This window comes from Amycolatopsis sp. A133 (assembly GCF_031082405.1).
In the GTDB taxonomy this organism is placed as follows: Bacteria; Actinomycetota; Actinomycetes; order Mycobacteriales; family Pseudonocardiaceae; genus Amycolatopsis.
The window spans coordinates 301631-313780 of sequence record NZ_JAVHJU010000036.1 but is presented as its reverse complement, the minus strand read 5'-3'; the positions used below and the strand labels follow the sequence as shown (position 1 = coordinate 313780).

General features: G+C 72.4%; 12 protein-coding genes. 2 read left to right on the top strand and 10 right to left on the bottom strand.

The annotated features are described in order from the left end of the window. Positions 1 to 58: 58 nt before the first annotated feature. From Q5425_RS24305 to Q5425_RS24260, 10 genes are all read right to left on the bottom strand, one after another. A complete protein-coding gene (locus tag Q5425_RS24305) occupies positions 59 to 1063 on the bottom strand; it encodes a sugar phosphate isomerase/epimerase family protein (protein ID WP_308674597.1) in 1005 nt (334 codons plus the stop codon). A gap of 23 nt (positions 1064 to 1086) precedes the next feature. Continuing rightward, positions 1087 to 2457 (bottom strand): alkaline phosphatase family protein, encoded by a 1371-nt coding sequence (locus tag Q5425_RS24300; protein WP_308674596.1) that lies wholly within the window; start codon positions 2455 to 2457, stop codon positions 1087 to 1089. Further along, positions 2454 to 3581 carry a metabolite traffic protein EboE gene (eboE, locus tag Q5425_RS24295; protein ID WP_308674595.1) on the bottom strand — a complete coding sequence of 376 codons (1128 nt, stop codon included), beginning with the start codon at positions 3579 to 3581 and terminating at the stop codon, positions 2454 to 2456. Before eboE ends, Q5425_RS24300 begins: the two co-directional genes overlap by 4 nt. Continuing rightward, complete coding sequence (locus tag Q5425_RS24290) at positions 3578 to 4429, bottom strand: TatD family hydrolase (protein ID WP_308674594.1); 852 nt, start codon at positions 4427 to 4429, stop codon at positions 3578 to 3580. Before Q5425_RS24290 ends, eboE begins: the two co-directional genes overlap by 4 nt. After that, positions 4429 to 4974: an EboA domain-containing protein gene (locus Q5425_RS24285; protein ID WP_308674593.1), complete on the bottom strand. Its 546-nt coding sequence runs from the start codon at positions 4972 to 4974 to the stop codon at positions 4429 to 4431. The genes Q5425_RS24290 and Q5425_RS24285 overlap by 1 nt, the downstream gene beginning before the upstream one ends. After that, positions 4971 to 5792 carry a sugar phosphate isomerase/epimerase family protein gene (locus Q5425_RS24280; RefSeq protein ID WP_308674592.1) on the bottom strand — a complete coding sequence of 274 codons (822 nt, stop codon included), beginning with the start codon at positions 5790 to 5792 and terminating at the stop codon, positions 4971 to 4973. Before Q5425_RS24280 ends, Q5425_RS24285 begins: the two co-directional genes overlap by 4 nt. Then, positions 5789 to 6628 carry an SCO3242 family prenyltransferase gene (locus Q5425_RS24275; RefSeq protein WP_396135225.1) on the bottom strand — a complete coding sequence of 280 codons (840 nt, stop codon included), beginning with the start codon at positions 6626 to 6628 and terminating at the stop codon, positions 5789 to 5791. The genes Q5425_RS24280 and Q5425_RS24275 overlap by 4 nt, the downstream gene beginning before the upstream one ends. Further along, positions 6613 to 7734, bottom strand: coding sequence for an inositol-3-phosphate synthase (locus Q5425_RS24270; RefSeq protein WP_308674591.1), 1122 nt, complete (start codon positions 7732 to 7734; stop codon positions 6613 to 6615). The genes Q5425_RS24275 and Q5425_RS24270 overlap by 16 nt, the downstream gene beginning before the upstream one ends. Positions 7735 to 7953: 219 nt before the next feature. Continuing rightward, entirely contained in the window at positions 7954 to 9225 is a 1272-nt protein-coding gene (locus tag Q5425_RS24265; RefSeq protein ID WP_308674590.1) for an ROK family transcriptional regulator, read from the bottom strand. Between the two features lie 243 nt (positions 9226 to 9468). After that, positions 9469 to 9930 (bottom strand): MarR family transcriptional regulator, encoded by a 462-nt coding sequence (locus Q5425_RS24260; protein WP_308674589.1) that lies wholly within the window; start codon positions 9928 to 9930, stop codon positions 9469 to 9471. Positions 9931 to 10070: 140 nt separating this feature from the next. On the opposite strand from Q5425_RS24260, the gene Q5425_RS24255 reads away from it, so the two are divergent. Next, positions 10071 to 11249, top strand: coding sequence for an MFS transporter (locus Q5425_RS24255; RefSeq protein ID WP_308674588.1), 1179 nt, complete (start codon positions 10071 to 10073; stop codon positions 11247 to 11249). Positions 11250 to 11272: 23 nt separating this feature from the next. Next, on the top strand, positions 11273 to 12106 hold the full coding sequence (locus tag Q5425_RS24250) for an aldo/keto reductase (RefSeq protein ID WP_308674587.1): 834 nt from the start codon (positions 11273 to 11275) through the stop codon (positions 12104 to 12106). Positions 12107 to 12150 lie beyond the last annotated feature (44 nt).

The window sequence follows — 12150 nt, the reverse complement described above, 5'->3', positions numbered from 1 at the left end:
CGTGAGTGGTAAGGCGGGTTCTAACCCGCCTTACCACTCACGACAAGCCGCGGCAGACTTACGGTTTGGAGGAGAACGCGGCGTCGAACGCCGCGGTGGGTGGGGAGAAGTTGAGCTTGCGGACGAACTCCAGCGCTTCGGGTGCGCCGGTGAGCCGGTCCATGCCGGCGTCCTCCCACTCGATGGAGATCGGGCCGTCGTAACCGATGGCGTTGAGCATGCGGAAGACGTCCTCCCAGGGGACGTCGCCGTGGCCGGTGGAGACGAAGTCCCAGCCGCGGCGGGGATCGGCCCACGGCAGGTGCGAACCCAGCCTGCCGTTGCGGCCGTTCAGCTGCTTGCGGGCCTCCTTGCAGTCGACGTGGTAGATCCGGTCCTTGAAGTCCCACAGGAACCCGACGGGGTCGAGGTCCTGCCAGACGAAGTGCGACGGGTCGAAGTTGAGCCCGAACGCCTCGCGGTGGCCGATCGCCTCCAGCGTCCGGACGGTGCTCCAGTAGTCGTAGGCGATTTCGCTCGGGTGCACCTCGTGGGCGAAGCGGACGCCGGCCTCGTCGAAGACGTCGAGGATCGGGTTCCAGCGGTCGGCGAAGTCGGCGTACCCGCGCTCGATCATCGACGGCGGCACCGGCGGGAACATCGCGACCGTGTGCCAGATCGACGAGCCGGTGAAACCGACCACAGTGGACACCCCGAGCTTCGCCGCGGCGCGGGCGGTGGCCTTCATCTCCTCCGCCGCCCGCTGCCGGACGCCTTCGGCCTCGCCGTCACCCCAGATCCGCGCGGGCAGGATGGCTTCGTGCCGCTCGTCGATCGGGTGGTCGCAGACGGCCTGGCCCACCAGGTGGTTCGAGATGGTCCACACCTTGAGGTCGTACTTGGCCAGCGTCTCCAGTTTCGCCGGGACGTAGCCGTCGTCGGCCAGCGCCCGGTCGACTTCGAAGTGGTCGCCCCAGCAAGCGATCTCGAGGCCTTCGTAGCCCCAGCCGCTCGCCAGCTCGCACACCTCCTCGAACGGCAGATCGGCCCACTGCCCGGTGAACAGGGTCAACGGTCGTGCCATGTCCTGACCTCCTCCAAGTGCGGTTACTCGGTACGGACAGCCGCCGCGAGCAGCAGCTCCTTGACCTCCGTGGCGTGGATCTTCTCCCGAGCCAGTGCCGGGTCGGAGCACAGCAGCACCGGCCCGTCCTCGGGCGCGTCGGGCAGCCGCCCGTGACTCCCGCGGACCGGCGCCGGGTCGAGCGGGACGACCTGCATGGAGTACCGCAGGCCGAGCTTCTTGCGCGCCAGCGCCGACGCCGCCTTCAGCTTCACCGCCGGGTCGTTCGGGTCGAAGAACAGCTCGGCCGGGTCGTAGCCGGGCTTGCGGTGGATTTCGACGGTCTTCGCGAAGTCCGGCGCGCGGTCGTCGCTCAGCCAGTAGTAGTACGTGAACCAGGCGTCCGGCTCGGCGATCGCGACCAGCTCACCGGCGCGTTCGTGGTTGATCCCGATGCCCGCCTGTCCCTCGCGATCGAGCACGACGTCCACTCCGGGCAGTCCGGCGACGATGTCCCGGACGCGCGGGATGTCGGCCGGGTCGGCGACGTAAACGTGCGCGACCTGGTGGTCGGCCACCGCGAACGCCCGGGACGTCCACGGGTCGAGGTACTCCATGCCCGCCTGGACGTACACGTTGAGCAGGCCTTCGCGGCGCAGCGCCCGGTTGATGCCGACCGGCCGGCTCGCGTTCGTGATGCCGTACTCCGAGAGCGCGACGACCGTGTGCCCGCCCGCGGCCGCTTGATCGAGCAACGGCTTCAGCGCCGTGTCGATCTCCCGGGCAGCGGCCGCGGCCTGGGGTGCGTCCGGCCCGAAGCGCTGCAGGTCGTAGTCGAGGTGCGGGAGGTAAACGAGCGTGGTGTCCGGCTTGTCCTCCGCCATGATCTTCTGCGCGGCGGCGATGATCCACTTCGACGACGTGATCGCGGCCGTCGGACCCCAGTAGGTGAACAGCGGGAACTCACCCAGGGCGCCGACCAGGCGGTCGTGCAGCTGCGGCGGGTGGGTGTAGGCGTCCGGGGACTTCTTGCCGTCGGCGTGGTAGATCGGCCGCGGGGTCACCGTCAGGTCGACGTCCATGCCCATCGCGTACCACCAGCAGACGTTGGCGACCTTGTGCCCGGCCTGCACGCGGCGGGCCGCGTCCCAGAACTTGTCGCCCTGCACGAGCTTGTTGTGCTGGCGCCACAGGAAGATCTCGCCGAGGTCGCGGAAGTACCAGCCGTTGCCGACGATGCCGTGCTCGGCCGGCTGCAGGCCGGTGAGGAACGTCGACTGCACCGAGCACGTGACCGCGGGGAACACGGTGTCGAGCTGCGCGGTGAAGCCGGGTTCGGCCATCTTGCGCAGGTTCGGCATGTGCGGGAGCAGCCGCGGGGTCAGCCCCACGACGTCGAGAACCAGCAAACTCATGCGGAAACCTCTTCCAAGCCTAAGGCGATCAGTTCTCGCCGGGTCCAGTCCAGCTCGGCCGCGATGCCCGCGACCAGCCCGGCGTCGTCGGCGGGTGCGTCCGGGAGCACCTGCCAGGTGTAGGTCTCGACCTCGACGTGGTCGGTGCGCGCGGCGGCGCCGCCGAACAGCTCGGCGAGGGTGCCGGCCAGCACCGGCCGGGTCGACGTCAGCGGTGGCGCGGGATCGGCGTGCAGCGGCACGTGGAAGTGCACGCGCCACGGCGCCTCGCCCGGCAGCCCGCCGGCCAGCGCCTCGTCGAGGTCGTCGGCGCCCGGAGGCTCGCCTTCGTTGCTCTGGTGCAGGAACCGCGGTTCCACAAAGGACTCGAGCGCCTTCCGCGTCGCCGGGTCGTTCGGCGCGGCCGCTTCCAAAGCCGCGGACGCCTGCAGCTTGACGACGTCGAGCCCGGCTGCCTCGAGCCGGCCGAGTGCGGCCGCCGGGTCCTCGAACCCGACCGCGAGGTGGCAGGTGTCGAGGCAGACGCCGAGCCATTCGGTATCCACATCGGACAGCAGGGCCGCCGCCTGCGCGGTGGTCTCGATGACGCACCCGGGTTCGGGTTCGAACGCCACCCGCACCGGACGGTCCTGCTTCGCCAGCCCCTCGGCGAGCAGGCCGAGCTGCCCTCGGTCGTCCCGCCATTCGGTGCGCCAGCCGAGCGGCAACGTCGACACGCTGCCGCGCACGGCGTCGGCCGGCAGCAGCTCGGCGAGCAGCCGGGCCAGGTCGAGGGTGTAGGCGGTCCGCTCCGGCGTCGACCAGTCCGGCCGGTACACCTTGTGCTTGACGACCGGGTCGTGGAACCCCTGGTACGGGAACCCGTTGAGCGTGACGACTTCGAGGCCGCGCGCGGCCAGCTCGGCGCGCAGCTTGCCGACGGCCCCCGGGTCGGCGGTCAGCTCGGAAGCCACCGGCCGGGCCAGCCACAGGCCCATTCCCAGCCGGTCCACGCCCAGGCGGTCCCGGACCGGCTCGCCGAAGCGGGCCAGCTGGGCGAGCACGCCGTCGAGGTCCTCGGCCTGGTGCACGTTGGTGCAGTAGGCGAGGTGGACGAGCGTGCCGTCGCGGTGCCGGAACCTCACTTGCGTGCCCCCCGCAGGATGGAGTTGCCCGCGAACTCGGCGGCCGGGGCCGTCTCGTCGAGCGAGAGCCGCCCGCTCTGGCCGTAGAAGGCCACCGGGTTGCGCCACAGCACCTGGTCGACGTCGTCCTCGGTGAACCCGGCGGCCAGCATCGCGTCCCCGGTCTTCCGGGTCTTGAGCGGGTCGCTCTTGCCCCAGTCCGCGGCCGAGTTCACCAGCACGCGCTCGGTGCCGTACTCCCGGAGGATGGCGACCATGCGGTCCTCGTCCATCTTCGTGTCCGGGTAGATCGAGAACCCCAGCCAGCAGCCGGCGTCCTTGGCCATCGCGACGGTCATCTCGTTGAGGTGGTCGAGCACCACGCGCCCCGGCGCGATGCCGGACTCGCGGACGACGGCGATGCTGCGTTGGGTGCCGGCGGCCTTGTCGCGGTGCGGGGTGTGCACCATCGCCGGGAGGTCGTGGTCGATCGCCAGCGCCAGCTGCGCCGCGAACGCCTTGTCCTCCTCGGCGGTCATCGAGTCGTAGCCGATCTCGCCGACCGCGACGACGCCGTCCTTCTCCAGGTAGCGCGGCAGCAGGTCGAGCACCGGCGTGCAGCGCGGGTCGTTGGCCTCCTTGGGGTTGAGCGCGATCGTGCAGTGGTGGGCGATGCCGTACTGGCTCGCGCGGAACGGCTCCCAGCCGACGAGCGCGTCGAAGTAGTCGGTGAAGCTGCCGACGTTCGTGCGGGGCTGGCCCAGCCAGAACGCCGGTTCGACGAGCGCGCGGACGCCGGCGGCGTGCATGGCCGCGTAGTCGTCGGTGGTCCGGGAGCTCATGTGGATGTGCGGGTCGAAGATGCGCATCAGGCGTCCTGTTCGTTCAGCAGCGGGCGGAGGTCGGCGGGGACGTCGCGGCCCGCGGCGGTGCGCTCGGCCGCGAAGGACCGCATCATGCGCAGCAGTTCGTCGTCGGTCCGGCGGTCCAGGCCGGCGACTTCGGCGAGGGGGATGCCCATGAAGACGCACTTGAGGACGCCGTGGCGGTACGCGGCGTCGTCGAGGTGCTCGGCGGCGTACTCCCCCATCGCGGCGGTCACGAGCCGCGTGTCGTTGGTGCGGAGGGCGTCCGCGACCAGGTCCAGCCCGGCATCGCCGGTGTCCACAACGGACAGTCCACGCAGGACGGCCCGCTTCTCGGCGGCGTCGCCGTAGCGGTAGAGGTCCGGCATCTCCGCGGCGGCCCCTGGAGCCGCCTTGAGCAGCTCCACGCGGGCCACGTCGTCGACCGTCCACCCCGGGGTGTCCGCCGGACCCCGGCCGACCCGGCGGCCGACTCCCGGGAACACCGTGCGCAGCGCCGTCGAGTCGGTCGCGACCTTCTTCAGGGCTTCGTCGAGCCAGGCGTTCACGCCGTCACCGCCTTCCGCAGGAATTCGAGCGATTCCCGGGCGATCCGCGGGGCGGCGTGGCTGTCGCGCGGCAGTTCCACGGCCACCAGCCCGGGGTACGGCGACAGCGCTTCCAGCACCGGCGGGAAGTCGATCTCGCCCTTCCCGAACTCCAAGTGCTCGTGCGTGCCGCGGCGCATGTCGTCGATCTGGACGTTGACCAGCCGCGGCAGGGCGCGGCGGACGCAGGCGGGCACGGACGCGGACTCGTTGCACCGGCAGTGCCCGATGTCCAGCGTCAGCCCGAACCGCTCCGGATCACCGAGCCGGCGCGCAAGCTCGAAGTACCCGTCCAGGTCCTCGACGAGCATGCCCGGCTCCGGTTCGAAGCCCAGCTTGACGTTGTGCTCGTCGGCCGCCTTGAGCACCTCGGCGCACCCGTCGACCAGGTGCGCCCAGGCCTGTTCGGCGGGCAGATCGGCGGGCTTGTTCCCGCTCCAGAACGACACGGCCTCCGCGCCCAGGTCCGCGGCGATCTCGACGGCCCGCGTCAGGAACTCGACGCGGCGCGCGCGGCCGGGGTCGAGGAACGTTGGCGAGTGCTTGCGCCACGGGTCCAGCAGGAACCGCGCGCCGGTCTCGATCACGACGGCCAGCCCGAGCCGGTCCAGCTCGGCGGCCAGCGACGCGACGCGGCTCGCGAGGTCCGGTCCGAACGGGTCGAGGTGCTGGTGGTCGAGGGTCAACGCGACGCCGTCGTAGCCCAGGTCGGCCAGGACGCGCAGCGCGTCGCCGAGGCGGTGGTTGGCGAAGCCGTTGGTGCCGTACCCGAACCTCATGTCGGCGACACCTTCCGGCTCAGCGCCCGGGCGATCGGGAACGCGGCGGCGACGGCCAGCGCCGAACGCCACGCCCCGGTTCGCGCGATCAGCCCGGCCTGCAGCGGGATCATGCCGTGGATCCCGGCGCCGACCGCGCGGCGGATCTTCGGCGCGGCCGGGTCGCGGACGGCGTCGTACTGCGCCCGCCCGGTGGTCAGCGCGTACGTCCCGAGCAGCACCGAGGCCAGCGGCCCGACGCGGCCCGCGGCGACGCGCACCCCCGCCGTGGCGGCGAGGGTGGCCGCCGGCAGCGCGGGCTTCGCACCGTCCACTTCGGACCGCGACAACGTCGTCACGGCGTAGGTGTGCGCCCCGACGGTCAGCGCCGCGGGCACGGCCGCCCGGGCCCCGCCCCCGCCGAGCAGGACGTCCAGCGCGCGGGCGGCGGCCATCGCGGCCGGCCCGAACACGGTCTCCTTGAGCACGAAGTCGTACGCCCAGACGGTCGCGGCCAGCGGCACCGCGACGCGCAAAGCCCGCTTCCCGCCGGCCACCGCGGCGATGCCCAGCCCGCCCGCGGTCAGCCCGGTCGCGACGCCGAGCGCGGTGCCCGGCGTGATCCGGCCGGACGGGATCGGCCGCTCGGGCCGTTCCAGCGCGTCGAGGTGGCGGTCGGCGTAGTCGTTGAGCGCCATGCCCGCCCAGTAGATGCAGACGGACGCCCCGGTCAGGGCGAGCGTGCGGCGGCCGAACGGCCAGCCCGAAGCGGCGGCCCCGGCGACGGCGTCCCCGGGCACGGTCAGCGCGGCGGGCGCGCGGACGAGTTCGACGAGCGCCTTCACCGGTTCGCCCACCCGACCAGCGCGGCGTACTGCGAAGCCAGGTCGTGCGGCCCGTCGCCGACGGGATCCTTGAAGAAGAACCCGAACTCGGCCACCGGCCCGGCGACGCCGTCGCGGCAGGCCTTGCCGGTCAGCCGGGCGAGGTCGAGCACCAGCGGCGCCGCGAGCGCGGAGTCGCAGCCCTGCCAGGTGAGCTGCAGGGTCATGCGCGCGCCGAGGAAGCCTTCGAACAGCACGTGGTCCCAGGCGGTCTTCCAGTCGCCGAGGGCCGGGACGTAGTCGATGTGGACCTCACCGTCGACCGGGTGCCCGAGGTTCTGCTGGAGGACCTGCTGCTTGGAGGCGTTCTTGCTGGCCGCCGCGCCGGGATCGGCGAGGGTGGCACCGTCGCCGCCGCCGAGCAGGTTCGTACCCGACCAGGCCAGGACGTTCAGCCCGCGCTGGGCGAACATCGGCGCGAGCACCGCCCGCAGCAGCGTCTCGCCGGTCTTGCCGTCCCGGCCCGCGTACGGCAGTCCGGTCGCGCGGGCGAGTTCGTCGAGCGCCGGCAGCCGCGCGCCCGTGGAGGGGGTGAAGTCGACAAAGCCACAACCGGCGCGGAACGCGGCGTAGGCGTAGAGCGCGCTCGCGGGGAGCACGTCCTCACCCGCGTCCAGCGCGGCTTCCAGCGCCGTGAGCGACGCGTGGGCCGGGTGCGGCACGCAGGGCGGCTCGGTGGAGGAGACGTTGACGACGACCACGTGGCCGAGCTCCTCGCGGAACGCCGTGAGGTCGGCGACGACCTGGTCGATCGCCGCGCGGCCACCGCCGTCGGGCGCGGGCCGAAGCCGCGTCTCGGCGGCCTCGAGGTCCGCCCCGACCGGGCCCGGCAGCGTCGCCGGCAGCACACCCGCCGCCGCCAGGTGCTCGGCCCGCTTGACCAGCGGCGTGTCGACGACGTCGTGGCCCCCGAAGACCAGGTCCCCCAGCCCGGGCAGCTCGGCCCCCGCGAAGTCCGGCAGCTCGGTCACGCACCCCGTGCGCGCGGCCAGTCCCGCCCGCATCGCGGCCGCCCCGGCGACGGCCGTCGTGGCCACCGATCCCCGGGCCCCGATCAGCCAGACACCGATCTTCCCCATTGTTCCTCCACCTGTTCGGTTCAGCCCGCGCCGCGAGTTCCTCCGGTGCCGCGGGGCGGGGCACCGCGCGCGGCGTCCGTGCCGCCGCGCGTGCGGGTGCCCGCCAGAGCTACATCGCCGGAGTCGATCACGTGTTTCCACCCAGTCGTGACTGCGGCCCAGTCTGCCCGCTGGATCCGGCCGTGACACGTCCCATCTTGCGGACCGGTTGAGGGGTCTTCATCCGCTGTCCCTTTCCGCTCGGACCGGCACCAGCGCCGGGTCGTCGAACACCGCTTGGAGCGCGACGTGCGCCCCGCCGCGCGAAGCCGCGGAGAACCCGAGCCAGGACAGCTCGACACGGCAGCCGCCGATCCCGGGAGCGATCACCCGGGCCTCGAGCTCGGCGAGCATCGGGCCGAGCAGGTACGGCCCGAGCTGGGCGAAGTACCCGCCCAGCAGCACCACCCGCGGGTTGAAGACGTTGACCAGCACGGCCGCGCCGACGCCGAGCCCGGTGCCCACCCGGGCGAGCGCGTCGAGCGTCCGCCGGTCCTTCCGCTCGGCGCGGCGGCGGATGATGTCGAGCCGCTGTTCGAGGTCGAGCGACGGGTCGTGCACCGGATCGGCGGGCGACGCGGCCAGGCGCAGCATCCCGGCCAGCCCGACGAGCGTTTCCCAGCAGCCGCGGCGCCCGCACCCGCAAAGGCGCCCGGCCGGGTCGAGCTGGATGTGCCCGACCTCACCGGAGAACCCGCCGGCGCCGCCGAGCAGCCGGCCGGCGGCGATCACCCCGCCGCCGACGCCGATCTCGCCGGTCAGGTACACCAGGTCGGGGGTGCCCGCGACGCTGCCCATGGCGTATTCGCCGAGCGCGCCGAGGTTGGCGTCGTTGGCCGTGCGGATCGGGAACGACGGCGGGCCGAGCCGCCGGGTCAGCCGGTCGGTGATGCCGCGGACCACCGGGACGTCGGTCCAGTGCAGGTTGGGCGCGAAGGCGACGGTGCCGCTCGCGACGTCCACCAGCGCCGGGACGCCGACGGTCACGCCGGCCGGCGTGACGCCCAGCCGACGACATTCCCGCAGCGCCCGCGCGGTGAGTTCCGCGCCGGCGTCGAGGACCTTCGCCACGGGCAGCGCCTGGACGTCGAGCGCCACGCGTTGCTCGAACAGGACCGTGCCGGTGAGGTCGAGGGCGAGCGCGGTCAGGTAGTCGACGTTGATCTCGACGCCGATGCCGCCGACGCCGCGGCCGTCCAGCTCGACGATCGTGCCCGGCCGCCCGACGGCGCCGGCGCGTTCCCGCTCGCCCTCGCGCGCCAACCCGCGGCCGACCAGCTCCGAGACGAGGCTCGACACGGTTCCCTTGTTGAGCCCGGTGTCCGCGGCGATCGCCGCCCGCGACCGGGGGCCCGCGTCCCGCAGGTGCCGCAACACCAGCGCCAGGTTGCTCCGGCGTACGGCGGCCTGGTCGGCCGGGCGCACCGGTTTGAGGAAAAAGGAGGAGTCCACGCCGACACCGCCCCGGTTCGTTTGCTGGAACAACAAATTAGGTCGGCGGAAACCATCGGGTCAACGCGCCCGGGTGCCGGGCGAAAGCCGGGCAACCGGGGTTGACCAGCGAAACTATCGCACGCGGGAAGCAAAAGTGTCCCACGGATGGAGCAGGAGTTAGGGTGTGCGCCCGCCGTAATCCCCCCGCCGATCGGGCAGCACCGCTCAGCGGGAGTGTCGGCGTACTTGCGCAAGTTTCCGTCAGGCCGAAGGCACCGCCGGGAAAGAGAGCTTGCTCAGCGCCGCGACCAGCGGCGAAAGTTCCGGCAAGCTCCCGGCGTCCGCGAGGGCGTCCGCCAGCGCCGTGTCGTGCGTGGGCCGCGCCGCCGTCAGCAGGGCCTGGCCCGCCGGCGTCACCTCCGTGTAGATGCCGCGGCGGTCGTCCGCGCAGAGGTAGCGGGCCAGCAGCCCGCGGCCTTCCAGCCGCGTGACCAGCCGCGTAGTCGCCGACTGGCTGAGCACCACCGCGTTCGCGAGCTGGTTCATCCGCAGGTGGAAGCCGTCCTGGCGGGCCAGCACGTCCAGCACCGTGTACTCGCTCACCGACAGTTCGTGGTCGCGCTCGAGCGCGCGCTGCAGCCGGTCCTCGATCCGCGCGTGCAGCGCGGCCAGCGTGCGCCAGCCCTGTGCGCGGGCTTCGACGGCATCGTCGTCCAGTGACACGGTTCACCTCTTCCCGGCTTGCGCGCAGGTCGTTGCACGAAGCACCATCAAGCTTGTGCAATAGACGGCGTCTGCAACTATCTCGGACGCTTGTAGTTGCCCACGCCAGCAACCAGTCTACCCCGGGAAGAAGGAACCCCATGCCCGCCGCTCTGCTCGCACTGGCGATCAGCGCTTTCGGGATCGGCACCACCGAGTTCGTGATCATGGGCCTGCTGCCCGAGGTCGCGGGCGACTTCGGCGTCTCGATCCCCACCGCAGGCCTGCTCATCTCGGGCTACGCGCTCGGCGTCGTCGTCGGTGCTCCCGTGCTCACCGCGCTCGCCACCCGGGTGCCGCGCAAGACCGTGCTCGTCGCGCTGATGGGCCTGTTCATCGCGGGCAACGTGCTCTCGGCGCTGGCCCCGGGCTACGGCCTGCTCATGACCGGCCGCGTGGTGGCGGCGCTGAGCCACGGCGCCTTCTTCGGCGTCGGCTCGGTCGTCGCCGCGTCACTGGTCGCCCCGGCCAAGCAGGCGAGCGCCATCGCCCTGATGTTCACCGGCTTGACCGTGGCGAACGTGCTCGGCGTGCCCGCCGGCACCGCGCTCGGCCAGGCCTTCGGCTGGCGCTCGACGTTCTGGGTGGTCAGCGCGCTCGGCGTCGCCGGCGCGATCGGCGTCATCGCGCTCGTGCCGCGCCAGGAACCGGACCCGGGCGCCGGCCTGCGCGGTGAACTCGCCGTGTTCCGCCGCCCGCAGGTGTGGCTCGCGCTGGCCATGACCGCGCTCGGCTTCGCCGGGGTGTTCGCGTCCTTCACCTACATCGCACCGATGATGACGCAGGTCGCGGGCTTCTCCAGCGGCGCCGTCACCTGGTTGCTCGTGCTCTTCGGCGCCGGCCTGTTCGCCGGCAACCTGCTCGGCGGCCGGGCCGCGGACCGCAAGCTGATGCCGAGCCTCTACGTCATCCTCGCCGCGCTGGCGCTCGTGCTGGTGGCCTTCGTGTTCACCGCGCACGCGAAGGTGCCGGCGGCGATCACGATCGTGCTGTTCGGCGCGGCGGGGTTCGCCACCGTGCCGCCGCTGCAGGCCCGCGTGATGGCCAAGGCCGAAGGCGCCCCGGCCCTGGCGTCGGCAGCGAACATCGCCGCGTTCAACCTCGGCAACGCCGGCGGCGCCTGGCTCGGCGGCCAGGCCATCAACGCCGGCCTCGGCTACACCGCGCCCAGCTGGATCGGCGCCGCGCTCGCCGCGGCGGGCCTCGCCGTGGCGCTCGTCTCCGGCCTGCTCGACCGCCGGGCCCGTTTCCCGGCCGGGGAACGGGTACCCGTCCGATGAACCACCCACCGAAAGGAACCCTCGTGACCAGCGTGCCCGTGATCGAACTCAACAACGGCGTGCGGATGCCGCAACTCGGCTACGGCGTGTTCCAGGTCCCCGACGACGAGACCGCCACCGCCGTGAAGACCGCCCTCGAAGCGGGCTACCGCAGCATCGACACCGCCGCCGTCTACGGCAACGAAAAGGGCGTCGGCCAGGCGATCGCCGAATCCGGCATCGCCCGCGACGAGCTCTTCGTCACGACGAAGCTGTGGAACTCCGCCCAGGGCTACGACTCGACGCTCAAGGCGTTCGACTCGAGCATGGCCAAGCTGGGCCTGGAGCAGCTGGACCTCTACCTGATCCACTGGCCGACCCCGGCGCGCGACAAGTACCTCGACACGTGGAAGGCGTTCGAGAAGCTCCACGCCGACGGCCGGGTCCGCGCGATCGGCGTCTCCAACTTCCAGCCCGCGCACCTCGAGCGCCTGCTCGACGCCGCCGACGTCGCCCCGGCGGTCAACCAGGTCGAGCTGCACCCGTACCTGCAGCAGGCCGAGCTGCGCGAATTCGACGCGAAGCACGGCATCGCGACCGAGGCGTGGAGCCCGCTCGCCAAGGGCGGCAGCCTGCTCGGCGACCCGGTGGTGGCCGACCTCGCGGTGAAGCGCAGCCGCACGCCCGCGCAGATCGTGCTGCGCTGGCACCTGCAGCTGGGCAACGTGGTGATCCCGAAGTCGGTCACGCCGTCCCGGATCGAGGAGAACTTCGACCTGTTCGGGTTCACCCTCACGGAGGAGGAGATGGAGTCGCTGACCCCGCTGGACCGCGCCGAGCGCACCGGCCCGGACCCGGACTCGTTCAACGCCGCCTGAGGTGTCGTGAGTGGTTAGGCGGGTTAGAACCCGCCTAACCACTC

Coding starts and splice junctions, on each gene's coding strand:
- Q5425_RS24305 (WP_308674597.1), bottom strand. CDS start 1,063: ATGGCACGACCGTTGACCCTGTTCACCGGGCAGTGGGCCGATCTGCCG.
- Q5425_RS24300 (WP_308674596.1), bottom strand. CDS start 2,457: ATGAGTTTGCTGGTTCTCGACGTCGTGGGGCTGACCCCGCGGCTGCTC.
- Q5425_RS24290 (WP_308674594.1), bottom strand. CDS start 4,429: ATGCGCATCTTCGACCCGCACATCCACATGAGCTCCCGGACCACCGAC.
- Q5425_RS24280 (WP_308674592.1), bottom strand. CDS start 5,792: ATGAGGTTCGGGTACGGCACCAACGGCTTCGCCAACCACCGCCTCGGC.
- Q5425_RS24270 (WP_308674591.1), bottom strand. CDS start 7,734: ATGGGGAAGATCGGTGTCTGGCTGATCGGGGCCCGGGGATCGGTGGCC.
- Q5425_RS24255 (WP_308674588.1), top strand. CDS start 10,071: ATGCCCGCCGCTCTGCTCGCACTGGCGATCAGCGCTTTCGGGATCGGC.